The following is a 13,731-nucleotide window of genomic DNA, read 5'->3' as shown; positions in this document are numbered from 1 at the left end:
AGCGATCTAGCGCGCCAAGTTGAATGCAGATGAGATGAGGAGATATGCAGGTACTGCCAGATCGCGTGGATGCCTCGGCCAGCGAATTCCAGCAAAATAGGCAACACCTCCTCCAAAAACTGGCGGAACTCGACGGTGTCCTCGCTGCAACGCTTGCCGGTGGCGGCGAAAAGTCTGTAGCGCGGCATCGCGCACGGGGAAAGATGCTGGCGCGCGAACGCATCGAGCTTCTGCTCGACGAGGACTCGGCGTTCCTGGAGCTCATGCCTTTCGTCGGGTGGCACAGTGAGTTCACGGTGGGAGCCAGCCTGGTGACAGGCATTGGAGTCATCGAGGGCGTGGAGGTCATGGTGATTGCACACGATCCGACGGTGCGGGGCGGCACGTTGAATCCGCACAGTTTCAAGAAGGTCTCACGGGCGATGGAAATCGCGAAGGAGAACCGGCTGCCAATTATGACGCTCGTGGAGTCGGGAGGCGCGGACCTTCCGACCCAGGCGGAGGTGGCGATTCCGGGCGGTCGCATGTTCCGCGACCTGACTGACCATTCCGCGGCCGGCCTACCCACGATTGCCTTGGTCTTCGGCAATGCAACTGCCGGCGGTGCCTACATGCCAGGCATGTCCGATTACGTGGTCATGGTGCGCGAGCGATCAAAGGTCTTTCTCGGGGGGCCGCCACTGGTCAAGATGGCTACCGGAGAAGAGTCCGACGACGAGTCGCTCGGCGGAGCGGAGATGCACGCCCGGACCTCTGGGCTCGCCGACTATCTTGCGGAGAATGAGGTAGACGCAATCCGTATCGGTAGGGAGATTGTACGACGGTTGAACTGGCGCAAGTTGGGACCGGGGCCCAGCGAACCGCCCGACGAGCCGCTTTACCCCGCAGATCAGCTCCTGGGCATCCCCTCGCACGAGCCAAAGGTGCCGTTTGATCCGCGTGACGTGCTCGCCAGAATCGTTGACGGATCGCGGTTCGATGAGTTCAAACCCCTCTATGGCACCTCCCTCGTGACCGGCTGGGCGTCCCTCCACGGTTACCCGCTGGGCGTGCTGGCCAATGCCCGAGGCGTGCTCCTGAACGAGGAGGCCGAGAAGGCAGCCCAGTTCATACAGTTGGCTAACCAGGTCGATACCCCTCTGCTGTTCCTGCAGAACACGACGGGCTACATGGTGGGCAAGACCTACGAGCAGAACGGGATCATCAAGGACGGAGCCAAAATGATCAATGCGGTCACCAATAGTCGAGTGCCGCATCTGACCGTGAACATCGGCGTCTCATACGGTGCAGGAAACTACGGAATGTGTGGTCGTGCCTTCGGCCCCCGCTTCCTTTTTTCCTGGGCCCACTCCAAGACTGCGGTCATGGGTCCCCAGCAACTAGCGGGCGTGATGTCGATCGTGGCTGAGCAGTCCGCTGCCGACAGGGGCGTTCGGTTCGATAAGAAGGCGGACGCGCGAATGCGCGAGGCAGTGCAGGCCCAGATCGAGCGTGAGGAGACGGCGTTGGCCAACAGCTCAAGGGTGTACGACGACGCGGTTATCGATCCGCGTGACACTCGGGCCGTTCTTGGCATATGCCTGTCGGTCGTCCACAGCACCGAAATCCGTGGTCAGCGCGGCTACGGCGTCTTCAGGATGTGAGGTTCATGATTTCCATGAAGATGATGCTGGTCGCAAACCGGGGAGAGATTGCGCGGCGAATCTTCCGCACCTGTCGTGAGATGGGCATTGCCACGGCTGCGGTCTACTCCGACGCCGACGCGGACGCACTCCACGTTTCAGAGGCGGATGTAGCCGTGCGGCTGCCCGGCGTGACACCGGCGGAGACCTACCTAGACCCTGACCTCCTGGTGGCTGCCGCCCTCGCTGTGGGCGCGGACGCCGTTCATCCAGGGTACGGATTCCTCTCCGAGAACGCCGCCTTCGCCCGTGCCTGCACCGATAAGGGGCTGACGTTCGTCGGTCCCCCCGCGGAGGCGATCGCAGCTATGGGATCCAAGCTCACCGCCAAGGCGATGATGGCGGACGCCGGCGTCCCGACGCTGCCGTGGGTTGACGTGTCCGACCTCGAAGAGGACGAGCTCCGAAAGGTCGCGGAAGATATCGGCTACCCACTACTGGTCAAGGCGTCGTCCGGTGGCGGGGGGCGAGGCATGCGTCAGGTGCTCGACGGACATGGGTTGATCGATGCCGTCACGGCCGCCAAGCGCGAGGCCGCAGCCGCCTTCAGCGACGCGACCGTGTTCCTCGAGCGACTTGTCGTCCAACCTCGCCACGTCGAGGTCCAAGTACTGGCCGACTCTCATGGCAGCGTGGCCGCTCTGTTTGAACGGGACTGTTCGATCCAGCGTCGATACCAGAAGATCATCGAGGAGAGCCCCTCACCCGCAGTCGACGACGCACTGCGCGAGCGGATGGGTAGTGCCGCAGTATTGGCCGCGCGAGCCGTTGGCTATGTGGGCGCGGGGACCGTGGAATTCGTGATGGATGGGGACGGACACTACTACTTCCTGGAGATGAACACGCGTCTGCAGGTCGAGCACCCGGTCACCGAGCTCGTTACCGGTATCGATCTGGTCCGGCAACAACTCTTGGTCGCCATGGGAGAGCCGCTTCCCGCCGAAGTATCGGAGGCAGTGATCACCGGTCATGCCGTGGAGGCGAGGCTCTACGCCGAGAACCCGGTGCAGCAGTTCCTGCCCCAGACCGGGACGCTCGAGACGTTCGACTTCGACACATTGCCAGGAGTGCGCATTGACAGCGGCGTGGACTCCGGATCATCGATCAGCCAGTACTACGACCCCATGGTGGCAAAGGTGATCTCCTGGGCGCCCAGCCGCACCGAAGCGATCCGCAAGCTCAGCACGGTACTCGCGGGCGCCCGGATCCACGGGCTGGTGACGAACCGGGACCTCCTGGTTCGGATCCTCCGGCACCCAGAGTTTCTGGCCGGCGACACCGATACGGGGTTTCTAGTTCGCCATCCGCCTGCAGAACTCGGTAGGCCGCTGGCCAATCCGGACGCAGACCGGTTACATGCGGTGGTGGCCAGCCTGGCTCTTCTCGCCCAGAAGCGAGCCAATGCCTCGGTCCAGCAGACCGTTCCCGCGGGATGGCGGAACAACCCCTCCCAGATGCAGAACGTCACCTTCGAGGTGGCAGAGGACCAGTACCGGGTTGACTATGTGCTCGCTCATGGCGCCGTTCTCGCGCGCGTAAACAACGAGGACGTTCCAGAGCTGCTGCTCCGAACACTGGCCCCCGGACGGGTGACCCTGGAAATCGCCGGCGTGCGCACCGCTTTTGAAGTCACTCTCTCTGGAGATGCCGCCGCCTCTTGCATCGTCCATGTGGACAGTCGGCTGGGATACACCCGGCTGATTCGGGAGCCGCGATTCGGGGCGCCGAGCGCGGCAGACGCAGGTGGCTCGCTCACGGCGCCCATGCCGGGCAGCGTCGTACGCGTCCTGGTTGAAGTCGGCGAGGACGTCATTGCCGGCCAGCCACTCCTGGTCCTGGAAGCGATGAAGATGGAGCACACAGTAACGAGCCCCTACCCGGGTCTTGTCCAGGAGGTCGCAGTCCACCAGGGAGCAGCAGTCCGCGACGGGGAGGTGCTCGTGGTTCTCGAGCGGGAGGACAAGTAGAGAGCTTTGTCTCGGTAGTGATGAGCCCAATTTGGGCACTCGGAATGTGGACTTTGATAGGAGATGACAGGTGGATTTTCGCGAAACGGAAGAGCAGCACGCGCTGCGTGAGGCCGTCGGCAAGCTCGGACGATCGTTCGGCCACGAGTACTTCGTCGAGACGTCGAAGTCTGGTGGCACGAGCACCGAACTCTGGCAGATGGCAGGAAAGTACGGCTTCCTTGGAGTGAACCTGGCAGAGGAGTACGGCGGCGGCGGCGCCGGGGTCTACGAATTGCAAATCGTGGCAGAGGAGTTGGCTGCCGCCGGCTGTCCGCTGCTCATGCTGGTGGTCTCCCCTGCCATTTGTGGCTCCATCATTCAGACCTTCGGCACCGAGGCGCAGCGTGAGCGCTGGCTGCGGAACATCATCAGCGGAGAGTCCATCATGTCCTTCGCCATCACCGAGCCCGACGCCGGATCGAACTCACACAACCTGTCGACCACCGCCGCCCGCGACGGCGGCGACTATGTGCTTCGCGGCACCAAGTACTACATCTCTGGTGTCGACGAGGCTGACGCCATCCTCGTCGTGACCCGGACCGGCACCGACGATGCGGGGCGTGGTCAACTGAGCCTCATCGTGGTTCCCACGGATGCCCCAGGCCTGTCGAAGACGGTGATCCCCGTTGAGATGACTGCGCCGGAGAAACAGTTCACGCTCTTCTTCGACGATGTCCGGGTCCCTGCGGAGAACCTGATCGGTACCGAGGGCGACGGTCTACGCCAGGTCTTCCAAGGTCTCAATCCCGAACGCATCATGGGTGCCGCCGTCGGCAACGGCATCGCTCGATACGCCCTGGAAAAGGCCGCAGAATACGCCTGCGAGCGCCAGGTCTGGGGTGTTCCCATCGGTACACACCAAGGCGTGGCGCACCCTCTTGCGCATGCGAGGATCAACGCCGACCTCGCCCGGCTAATGACGCAGCGCGCCGCGTGGTTACACGATGAAAGAGATCCCCTGGCCGGGGAGGCCGCGAACATGGCTAAGTTCGCGGCCGCCGAGGCGGGGATAGCCGCCCTCGACCAAGCCATCCAGACCCACGGTGGCAATGGGCTATCTACCGAGTACGGCCTGGCCACCCTCTGGGGACCGATGCGGCTTATGCGGACGGCGCCGATCAGTCGGGAGATGATCCTCAACTATGTCGCCCGGCACAGCCTCGGCCTGCCCAGTTCCTACTAAGGAGTGCGGATGACAGAGATGAACGCTGCTACCGACGCGGTGACCTACGAGGTCGTCGACCATGTCGCCTGGGTGAGACTCAACCGACCAGAAGCACGCAACGCGATCAACGCCGCGGTTCGCGCCGGACTGTTCCAGGCCGTCGAACGATTCAATGCCGATACGGAGGCCAAGGTCCTGATCCTCACCGGAACGGGTGACGCTGCCTTCTGCGCAGGAGGCGACCTGAAGGAGATGGCGGAGCAAGGTTTGGCTTTGCCACCACGCGACTTCATTCCGTACTTCGGTCGGACGGTTGCTGTGAACAAGCCGACAATCGCCGCCGTGAACGGCGTGGCTTACGCCGGTGGCTTTCTCCTGGCGCAGATGTGCGACTTGGTCGTCGCAGCAGACCATGCCCGCTTCGCGGTGACAGAGGTCAAAGTTGGTCGCGGATCCCCGTGGGCGGCGCCGCTGCCCTGGTTGATTCCGCCGCGGGTGGCACTGCAGTTGCTTATGACCGGCGACCCTATCGATGCCACGAGGGCCCGCGAGGTCGGCCTCGTCAACGAGGTTGTGCCGGCCAAGCAGCTGCACGAAGCCGCTCAGGAGCTGGGCGAACGTATAGCAGTCAATGCCCCGCTCTCCGTCGCTGCATCCAAGGCGATGGTTTACGCGTCAGCTGATCGTGGCTGGCACGATGCGCTTGACGAGGCGGACCGAATCTGGGAGCCGGTCTATCTGAGTGCCGATGCCCAGGAGGGGCCGCGAGCTTTTCGAGAGAAGCGTGCACCACAATGGCAGGGCCGGTGACAGGCAACGCGATGAGCGCCCGCGCCACCGGCGGCCCAAAGAGCGTGGAGCTCGAGGCACTGCTCCGGGATCTCGGTGACGAGACCGGTTACCTGATGGGCCTGCTCCTCGCCTTACCGACGCCGGCATGGGACACACCCACACCAGCGGAAGGGTGGACCGTGCGGGATCAGGTGAGCCACCTGGCCTTCTCCGACAACGCGGCCCACCATGCGATCACCGACGAACGTCGGTTCGAGCAGCTTCGCGCCGAGGCCCTTTTGGACCTCGCGGAATTCATCGAGCGCGCAAACATTCCAGGACGGCGGTTGCCCGGAAACGAGTTGCTGGGCCAGTTTCTACGTGCTCGAATGGAATTGATTGAGTCGCTTCGCTCCGTTGCACCGCAGGTGCGAATCCCCTGGTTCGGGCCCGCCATGAGCGTCGCTTCATTCGCCACCGCTCGTCTCATGGAGACGTGGGCACACGGGCAGGACATCATTGATGCTCTCGGGCTCAGCCCGGTTGCGACAGACAGGCTCAGGCACATCGCGGATCTCGGGGTCCGCACACTTCCAAATAGCTTCCGAGTACGCGGTCGTCCAGTGCCAACGGCACCGGTTCGAGTAGAGCTCACCGGACCCCATGAGCGCGGATATGGAGTTGGGGCGCACCGGAGGCGACGAACCACGTCACCGGCCCGGCGCTCGACTTCTGTCTCGTCGTTACGCAGCGACGCCATCTCCTCGACACACGCCTGGCCGTGGTGGGCGACGTGGCGACGGAATGGATGGCAGTTGCCCAAGCCTTCGCCGGCCCACCGGGGGAGGGTCGACGTCCCGGCCAGTTTCCAGTCGGAAAACGGTTAGCAAAGTCTCGGACCGACGCTACAGTGCCCCCAACCGACGGTCCAACAGGGCGGGCCGCCATTTTCCCTGCCTCGCGGCAGCTGTCGGCGGCGCTCGAAAACTGAACAGTTTCGGCGGTGAAAAGTGAGCACTCAACGATTGGAGAGTGATCACTTTGGAGGACTGGGCGCTGATCAGAAGGCTGGCTGCAGACGGGGTGCCGAAGACGCGGATCGCAGCGCAGCTGGGGATCTCGCGGACCACGGTCATCAAGGCGGTGAACTCGGACGCTCCGCCGCGTTATGAGCGCAAGGCGGGGCCGACGTCGTTCACCGCGTTCGAGCCGGCGGTGCGGGCGCTGCTGGACGAGGTGCCGGACATGCCCGCGACGGTGTTGGCCGAGCGGGTCGGCTGGACGGGCTCGATCCGCTGGTTCTCGGAGAACGTGAAGCGGCTGCGCCCGGATCACCGACCGGTCGACCCGGCTGACCGGATCACCTGGACCGTCGGCGACGCCGCGCAGGGCGACTTGTGGTTCCCGCCGCGCAAGATCCCGCTCGAGGACGGCACCACGAAGTTGTTGCCGGTGCTGGTGATCACAGCCGCGCACTCGCGGTTCATCACCGGGCGGATGATCCCGACCCGGAAGACCGAGGACCTGCTACTCGGGTCGTGGGAGCTGATCCAGCAGCTCGGGCGGGTCCCGCGTCGGCTGATCTGGGACAACGAGGCAGGCATCGGTCGCGGTCAACGCCGCGCCGAAGGGGTGGCCTCGTTCATGGGCACCCTGGCCACCAAGCTGGTGCTGCTGCCACCGAATGACCCGGAGTCCAAGGGCCTGCTGGAGCGACGCAACGGCTGGTTCGAGACCTCCTTCATGCCCGGCCGGTCCTGACTCGTGCCACTTGAGTTGAGATCGCGGATCACGCTGGTGTTTTCGCAGGTCACGGGGTTGCGGGCGGCGTGATTGACACACCCCGTTGGTCGGTAGGGTCCGGCCAGTGGTGTTTGTGCGGAAGGTCCCGGGGCGTTCGGGGAGCACGAAGGTCCAGCTCGCTGAGCGTCGCGACGGGCGTGATGTCGTCCTCGAGCACCTTGGCACGGCCCGCGACGACGCCGAGCTGGCGGTGCTGTTCGCGGTGGCGCGTCGACGCATGCACGAGGGCCAGGAGGCTCTCGACCTGGACGGTGTCGGCCTTGAAGATGAGGGCGTGCCAACCAGGCCTGCCCCGATCACGAGCAAGCGCTCAGCGCTGCTGTGGCAGGTCCTCACCTCGGCCTACACGCGGCTGGGGTTCGACGCCATCGACGACGAGGCCTTCGCGCAACTGGTGTTGGCGCGGATCATCGAGCCGACCTCGAAGGCCGACTCGGTCCGGGTGCTGAACGAGATCGGCGCGCCGACGGTGTCGTTGCGCACGATGTTCCGGTCACTGCAGCGAGCCCAGGAGCGCGACTACCGCGATCGGATCGCGGCTGCCTGCTTCGACCACGCGATGATCACTGGCGACGTCAGCCTGGTGCTCTACGACGTGACCACGCTCTACTTCGAAGCCGAGAATGAGGACCAACTCCGCAAGGTTGGCTACAGCAAGGAACGCCGGGTCGATCCGCAGATCGTGGTCGGGCTGCTGGTCGACCGGCGTGGGTTCCCGCTCGAGATCGGCTGCTTCGAGGGCAACAAGGCAGAGACGTTGACGATCATCCCGATCGTCAAGCAGTTCCAGGCTCGGCACGGCGTCGCTGACATGGTGATCGTCGCTGACGCCGGGATGCTGTCGGCGACGAACCTGCGCGAGCTGGACGAGGCGGGCCTGCGGTTCATCGTCGGGTCGCGGGTGACGAAGGCCCCGAAGGATCTGGAGTCCCACTTCCGCTGGCACGGCACCGCCTTCGCCGATGGGCAGGTAATCGACACCATCACCCCCAGGGATCAACGCGGCACCGCGGTGAAGGCCAGTGACCCGATGCGGCGGGCCGAACCTGTCTGGGACCCGAAGGTGCATGCGAAGTCGTGGCGGGCGGTGTGGGCCTACTCCCGCAAGCGAGCTGTGCGAGACAACAAGACCCTCTCCTTGCAGGAGAACAAGGCCAGGGCGGTCGTGGCCGGCGAGAGGGCCGCGAGGACGCCCCGGTTCGTGAAGTCCCGCAACGGCGCCACCGTCCTCGACGAAGCCTCACTCGCCCGGGCGCGTGAGCTGGTCGGCTTGAAGGGCTACGTCACCAACATCCCCGCCGATCTGATGCCCGCCGGTGAGGTCGTCGCCAGCTATCACGACCTGTGGCACGTCGAGCAGTCATTCCGGATGTCCAAAACCGACCTCGCCGCCAGGCCGATCTTCCACCACACCCGCGACGCGATCGAGGCCCACCTGACCATCGTGTTCGCTGCCCTCGCGATCGCCCGCGACCTGCAGAACAGCACCGGCGCGAGCATCAAGAAGATCATCACGACCCTGCGGCCGATCCAGGAGATCACCGTCCGCATCGCCGGCCACGAGCACCTCGCCGCCGACCCGACCACCCCAGCAGCCCAGGCGATCCTCACCGCGCTACAGGCCAGACCTCACTGACACACCCCGGTGGCACGAGTCAGGCTGGAGCGACGCAACGGCTGGTTCGAGACCTCCTTCATGCCCGGCCGGTCCTTCAGGTCGCCGGACGACTTCAACGACCAGTTCACCGACTGGCTGGACAAGGCCGACGCCCGCGTGGTGCGCACGATCAAGGCCGCACCGGTCGACCTGGTCCAGGCCGACCGGGCCGCGATGCTGCCGCTGCCACCGGTCCCGCTGCACCTGGGCTGGCGCAACAAGATCCGGCTCGGGCGGGACTACTACGTCCGTCTGGACACCAACGACTACTCCGTCGACCCGACCGTGATCGGCCGCATGGTCGACGTCAGCGCGGACCTTGACCGGGTCCGCGTTCACTGCGAGGGCCGGGTCGTGGCCGAACACCCGCGAGTGTGGGCCCGAGGAACCACGGTCACCGACCCGGTCCATGTCGAGACCGCCGCTTGGCTGCGCAAACAGTTCCAGCAACCCCGCCCTGCCGCCGCTGCTGGCGATGACCTGGCCCGGGATCTCAGCGACTACGACCGCGCTTTCGGTCTGGAGGTCAACTGATGGCCGCCACCAAGTCCAGCGCGAAGGCCACGAGCACCGAGGCACGGCCCGGTCACCGCAGCTCAGCTGCTCGTCACCGCTGGCGGCAATCCCGAGCGACTCGCCAGCGATCCCTCCTTCGCGGCTTAGTGCGGCACCGCGCCCGTTCCCGCGTCGTCGGGCAAGACCCGCTACCGGCTCTCCCGCGGTTGGGCCCGGCACGCCAACGCGGCCCTGCACACTGTCGCCACCGTGCGAATGTCCAGCGATCCCCGGACCCGAGCGTTCGTCGCGGCACAACGGGCGAGGAACAGGAGCAATCCTGAGCTCCTGCGGATCCTCAAGCGCACCATTGCCCGCGAGGTATTCAGGCTGCTCCGGGAGCCCAACGCTCTGGCCAGCATCGACGACCGCCACCGCGTCCGACGCGAGAAGAACCTGCCCCTACGCAAGGTCGTCGAAGCGCTCGGTACCTGCCAAATCCACGTCAGTCGCATCGAGCGTGGCATCACCCACGACCGCGAGTTCACCGAGCGCTACCGAACCTGGCTTCAGGCCGCTTGACACCAATAGGAGCATCAGTTCGTGGCAGGCGCGGGTCAGTTGCGGTGCTACCGGACTTGTTCGGGCGCGAAGCGTCTTCACCGGCCACGACTCTTGGCTGGGATACCGGCGGTGAGCGGTGTCACTTCATTTCGCCCGGCCGGGCTTTGATGCGTATTCACCCTGGCCGGGACTGGTTCCATGCTCGGTGTGTGCACCATAATCACTGCGGAGGCCGAGCTGGTGGCGTCGATCGTGGCGTCGCTGGCCGCGCGCAGGGTCTCCGCGACGGGCGGGGGGAGTGGCACGAGGCGCTTGTTGAGGATGTCGGCGGGGGAGACCCAGACGACGTCGCCCTCGGCCGGCGGGGTGGCCAGGCCGGCCTCGACGTCGTTGTGCGCTCGACGGGACAGGGCGCGGGCCGGGCCGACGAGGTCCTCGTCGGCCTTCTCGGCGACGACAACTGCGAGCTCGGAGCCGGCCTCGATCGCGCGCAGCGTGGCGAGAACTGCTTGGGGGAGTCCTGGGCGGCCGGCGATGACCTCGGGACTGGCCAGGGTGGTCTTGTTGTGGGTGATCTGGCGGTAGGCGGCGCGGACCTCCGCGGCCGCGCGTGCCAGCCGCTCCTCGAGGCGGGCTCCTGGGGGAGCGAGGTCGCCCCAGCGGCTGGCCAGATTGCTCCAGGAGCGTCCTGCCTCGGCGATGGCGGGGACCAGGCGCTCGGAGCGCTCGAGCACGCCTGCGGCCGCGGCCGCGTCGATGAGGACCATGCTCGCGCCGGCGATCAGGCCTTGGGTGCGGGTGATCAGCAGGATGTTGGACGGTTCGAGATCTCGGGCCAGCGCGCGGTGGGTCTGGATGTCCCAGTGGGCCAGCGCTTGCGCGAGCCGGCTGGGGTCGTCGACGGGCCGCATCGCCTCGCCGGCGAGGGCTTGGGCGAACCGGTCGCTTAGGTAGCTGCGGGCGGTGTTCTCGCACGCGGAGATCCTGTCGATCCAGGCGCCCGTGGGGGCGATCGCGTAGGGAGAGTGGTGCTGCGCCAGCTGGATCCGGTGCCCGGAGCCGCGGGCGTCGTTGAGGCGGTCGCGGCCGTGCTCGTGGAGCGCGACGTTGACGGCGTGGGCGGTGAGGTAGAGCCCGTGCATGATCCGGGTGCGCGCGGCCTCGAGGTCGCGGTGAGCGTCGGGCTGTGCGTGGGGGATCTCGGCACCGTAGCGGCGGACCAGCGCGGCGGCGTTGAGGAACGTCTGGGTCATCTGGTCGATGCGGGGGCTGGTCGGGCCCTGCCCTGGCCAGGCGGTGCGGCCGGAGAGGCTGGTCTCGATGGTGGCGGCTTGGGCGGAGAGGGTGGTGATGGGACGGTCGCGCTCGTCGATGCCGGGGCGTCGACCGGGCAGGGATGCCCACAGGTCCTCGGCGGCCGCGACCATCGTCGGCCAGCTGCGCAGCAGCGTGCCGGCGGCGTCTCCGTCAACATCCATCAGGAGTTGGCGCGCCAGGTAGTCGACGTCGAAGAGCATCTCGCCGACGCTGCGCACGTCGCGCGAGGTCACCGGGATCTGGTCGATGTCGAAGAGCTCCTGGTCGATGTCGGCGTACGCCACCCGCAGGTCAGTAGCCAAGGCCGCGTGCTTCTCGGATGAGGTCGCACAGGTCGACGACCAGCTGGGAGCCGTGAACCAGGTCGGGCCGGTGCAACGGCAGGGGCCGGGTCAACCCCTCGGCCTCGGTGAGTAGCTGCAGCGGGGTGCGCTCCTCGAGCTCGTCGACCTCGACGTCGGGCAGCTCGTAGTCCTGGGGCAGCAGGGCGCTGGCCCGGGAGTGCGCGAGGTAGACACCGAGGCCGAGGTCGTGCAGTGGCGAGTCGGCGGCAGACCGGTCGGCGTCGCTCCATACCTGGGTGGCGGCCTGGTGCAGCAGGAGGGCGATCGAGCCGAGGCGGTCCCAAGTGCCGTCAGCGTTGAGGGTGTCCACGGGTGTTCCTTTCGGTCGGAGGTCGGTCTGGCCCATGAACCCACGTCCGGGTCGGTCCTCGCTCCGCTGCGCGGCGGGCTGTGGATAACTCGGGGTCGTGTCGGCGGCTGGGCACAAACTGGTCTCGTTCGCCTATGTCGTATGGCGGTCGCCGGACGATCACCACGGATAAAGTCAAGAGATTCGCACTAGTGCTGACAGATGGAGGAGGGTCGTGATGAGGAGGTTCCCGATGACCGTGCTGAGAGTGGTGACGCTGGCGCCGGCGGTGCTGGTGAGCTTCGTCCTCACCGTGGTGGTGTGCGCCGTGCTCCCGCCGGCGCTCGGCCTGATCGCGTTCCTGGCTGCAGCGGGCGTGCTCGTTGCGCTGGCGCTCGGCCGGTTCGAGGTGTCGGCGACCGCAGCGCTGACCGGGTCGCGGCCTGCGACTGCGGCTGAGCTCCAGGTGATGGGGCCTGTGCTCGCCGAGCTGGGTGTCCGCGGTGTCGACGTCGGCGCCCTGTTCGTACGCCGGCGTCAGGGTCCGAGCACCCTGGTGGCTATGGCGATCGCAGATGGCGCTGTCGTGGTCAGCCCCGGCCTGGTCGACGCCACTTACCGCGGAGGGGTGACCGACGCGGAGGCGGCCTCCGCGATGGCTCATGCCGTCGGCCGGCGGCGTGCGATCCGCCCGCGGCTCGAGCTCGCGGTGCTTGCGTCGACGACGCCGTGGCGGCTGGTGGTCGCGTCGTTCCGCGGCGTGGCCCGGGCGTTCGCCTGGCTTCCGTTCGTGCGGCTGGCGTGGACGCTGCGAGGTGTCGTCGGAGTGATCTGCATCGTGCAGTCGGTCGTTGAGGGCCGGCCCGCTCCGGGGATCCTGGGCGGCGCGGTGATCCTCCTGACCTACCTGGTGCCGGCGGCCAGCCGCCGGATCGAGGCCAGCGCGGAGGCCGCGGCCGACCAGCTGGTGGTCTCCCTGGGGCTCGGCTCCGTGCTGGCTGGCCTGCTCCGGCGTCATGGCAATCCGATGACGCTCGAGCGGCTGCAGCTCCTGGAGGCGGCCGTCGAGCAGCCGGCGCGGCCGCGGCTGCACCTGGTCCACGGCTAGGCACACTCTCCGGCGCTGCAGGTCCGCGAGCTACTCGTCGTCCTGGAAGCCGGAGGTGGAGTGGTGCACGCAGCCGCGGCCGTTGCCCTCGTGCGGCTTGTGGTTCATGCACGGCAGCGAACCCAGCTTGTGGGAGCAGTCGACCCAGCGGACCGTTGTGCGGCCGGGGACGTGACTGACGTCCGCTGATGCGAGCGCGGTTGCCATCACGACCTCCTAGCGGCGCGGGCCGCGGCGGCGGCCGATCTGGGGCCGCTGGTAGGCGGCCGTGTCGGTGTGGTCGTGCTGGCGACCGGAACGGTGGACCTGCGTGATCTCGGCGTCGGGGGAGGGGCCGGTGTCGGCGGCCGCGGCCTGGGCGGCGGCCTCCTCAGTCGCCCTGATCTCCTCGGCGCGCTGACGGGCCTCTTCCTCGCGAGCGGCTTCACTCATGTGAACTCCCATGGATCCCGTGGACCGGCACCGGCTGCGCCAGTCCTCCTTGGTCTCCTAAGTGCGGGCCAGGGGTGGGAGCGATCACCCGCGGC

At 66.6% G+C, this 13,731-nt stretch carries 14 protein-coding genes and 1 pseudogene; 11 read left to right on the top strand and 4 right to left on the bottom strand.

The features are described 5' to 3' along the window. Nucleotides 1-44 precede the first annotated feature (44 nt). The 10 genes and pseudogenes from Q9R13_RS05380 (at nt 45) to Q9R13_RS05345 (ending at nt 10,164) form a co-directional block, all read left to right on the top strand. On the top strand, nt 45-1,643 hold the full coding sequence (locus Q9R13_RS05380) for an acyl-CoA carboxylase subunit beta (protein ID WP_310964046.1): 1,599 nt from the start codon (nt 45-47) through the stop codon (nt 1,641-1,643). A gap of 14 nt (nt 1,644-1,657) precedes the next feature. Further along, a complete protein-coding gene (locus Q9R13_RS05375; RefSeq protein ID WP_310964045.1) occupies nt 1,658-3,649 on the top strand; it encodes an ATP-binding protein in 1,992 nt (663 codons plus the stop codon). A 70-nt stretch (nt 3,650-3,719) separates the two neighbouring features. Further along, nucleotides 3,720-4,874, top strand: coding sequence for an acyl-CoA dehydrogenase family protein (locus Q9R13_RS05370; protein ID WP_310964044.1), 1,155 nt, complete (start codon nt 3,720-3,722; stop codon nt 4,872-4,874). 9 nt (nt 4,875-4,883) lie between these two features. Further along, entirely contained in the window at nt 4,884-5,666 is a 783-nt protein-coding gene (locus Q9R13_RS05365) for an enoyl-CoA hydratase/isomerase family protein (RefSeq protein WP_310964043.1), read from the top strand. Then, nucleotides 5,651-6,514, top strand: a complete 864-nt coding sequence (locus Q9R13_RS20230) for a maleylpyruvate isomerase family mycothiol-dependent enzyme (RefSeq protein WP_397219052.1) — start codon at nt 5,651-5,653, stop codon at nt 6,512-6,514. The genes Q9R13_RS05365 and Q9R13_RS20230 overlap by 16 nt, the downstream gene beginning before the upstream one ends. 145 nt (nt 6,515-6,659) lie before the next feature. Then, entirely contained in the window at nt 6,660-7,388 is a 729-nt protein-coding gene (locus Q9R13_RS05360) for a helix-turn-helix domain-containing protein (RefSeq protein ID WP_310964042.1), read from the top strand. A gap of 106 nt (nt 7,389-7,494) precedes the next feature. After that, complete coding sequence (locus Q9R13_RS05355; RefSeq protein ID WP_310964041.1) at nt 7,495-9,066, top strand: IS1634 family transposase; 1,572 nt, start codon at nt 7,495-7,497, stop codon at nt 9,064-9,066. A gap of 9 nt (nt 9,067-9,075) precedes the next feature. After that, nucleotides 9,076-9,621 carry a Mu transposase domain-containing protein gene (locus Q9R13_RS05350; RefSeq protein ID WP_310964040.1) on the top strand — a complete coding sequence of 182 codons (546 nt, stop codon included), beginning with the start codon at nt 9,076-9,078 and terminating at the stop codon, nt 9,619-9,621. A 45-nt stretch (nt 9,622-9,666) separates the two neighbouring features. After that, nucleotides 9,667-9,850, top strand: a pseudogene (locus Q9R13_RS20225) (transposase); the annotation flags it as partial. Between the two features lie 8 nt (nt 9,851-9,858). Beyond that, a complete protein-coding gene (locus tag Q9R13_RS05345) occupies nt 9,859-10,164 on the top strand; it encodes a hypothetical protein (protein WP_397219049.1) in 306 nt (101 codons plus the stop codon). 77 nt (nt 10,165-10,241) lie between these two features. Here the strand turns inward: Q9R13_RS05345 and Q9R13_RS05340 are convergent, their stop codons facing one another. Both Q9R13_RS05340 and Q9R13_RS05335 read right to left on the bottom strand, forming a co-directional pair. Beyond that, nucleotides 10,242-11,765, bottom strand: a complete 1,524-nt coding sequence (locus tag Q9R13_RS05340; RefSeq protein WP_310964039.1) for a hypothetical protein — start codon at nt 11,763-11,765, stop codon at nt 10,242-10,244. Beyond that, nucleotides 11,755-12,117, bottom strand: a complete 363-nt coding sequence (locus Q9R13_RS05335) for a hypothetical protein (RefSeq protein WP_310964038.1) — start codon at nt 12,115-12,117, stop codon at nt 11,755-11,757. The genes Q9R13_RS05340 and Q9R13_RS05335 overlap by 11 nt, the downstream gene beginning before the upstream one ends. Before the next feature lie 232 nt (nt 12,118-12,349). On the opposite strand from Q9R13_RS05335, the gene Q9R13_RS05330 reads away from it, so the two are divergent. Further along, nucleotides 12,350-13,204: a hypothetical protein gene (locus tag Q9R13_RS05330; protein ID WP_310964037.1), complete on the top strand. Its 855-nt coding sequence runs from the start codon at nt 12,350-12,352 to the stop codon at nt 13,202-13,204. Between the two features lie 30 nt (nt 13,205-13,234). On the opposite strand, the gene Q9R13_RS05325 is transcribed toward Q9R13_RS05330, so the two are convergent. After that, on the bottom strand, nt 13,235-13,411 hold the full coding sequence (locus Q9R13_RS05325; protein WP_310964036.1) for a hypothetical protein: 177 nt from the start codon (nt 13,409-13,411) through the stop codon (nt 13,235-13,237). Between the two features lie 9 nt (nt 13,412-13,420). Beyond that, nucleotides 13,421-13,636: a hypothetical protein gene (locus Q9R13_RS05320; RefSeq protein ID WP_310964035.1), complete on the bottom strand. Its 216-nt coding sequence runs from the start codon at nt 13,634-13,636 to the stop codon at nt 13,421-13,423. Nucleotides 13,637-13,731: the final 95 nt, after the last annotated feature.

This window comes from Nocardioides marmorisolisilvae, from assembly GCF_031656915.1.
In the GTDB taxonomy this organism is placed as follows: domain Bacteria; phylum Actinomycetota; class Actinomycetes; order Propionibacteriales; family Nocardioidaceae; genus Marmoricola; species Marmoricola terrisoli.
Note: the sequence above shows the minus strand (reverse complement) of the source record. Positions and strands in the feature narration are given on the sequence as shown.

Excerpts from the sequence above, each read along its gene's own strand:
- Q9R13_RS05320 (WP_310964035.1), bottom strand. The coding sequence starts at position 13,636 with ATGAGTGAAGCCGCTCGCGAGGAAGAGGCCCGTCAGCGCGCCGAGGAG.
- Q9R13_RS20230 (WP_397219052.1), top strand. The coding sequence starts at position 5,651 with ATGGCAGGGCCGGTGACAGGCAACGCGATGAGCGCCCGCGCCACCGGC.
- Q9R13_RS05330 (WP_310964037.1), top strand. The coding sequence starts at position 12,350 with ATGACCGTGCTGAGAGTGGTGACGCTGGCGCCGGCGGTGCTGGTGAGC.
- Q9R13_RS05325 (WP_310964036.1), bottom strand. The coding sequence starts at position 13,411 with ATGGCAACCGCGCTCGCATCAGCGGACGTCAGTCACGTCCCCGGCCGC.
- Q9R13_RS05365 (WP_310964043.1), top strand. The coding sequence starts at position 4,884 with ATGACAGAGATGAACGCTGCTACCGACGCGGTGACCTACGAGGTCGTC.
- Q9R13_RS05380 (WP_310964046.1), top strand. The coding sequence starts at position 45 with ATGCAGGTACTGCCAGATCGCGTGGATGCCTCGGCCAGCGAATTCCAG.
- Q9R13_RS05375 (WP_310964045.1), top strand. The coding sequence starts at position 1,658 with ATGAAGATGATGCTGGTCGCAAACCGGGGAGAGATTGCGCGGCGAATC.
- Q9R13_RS05345 (WP_397219049.1), top strand. The coding sequence starts at position 9,859 with ATGTCCAGCGATCCCCGGACCCGAGCGTTCGTCGCGGCACAACGGGCG.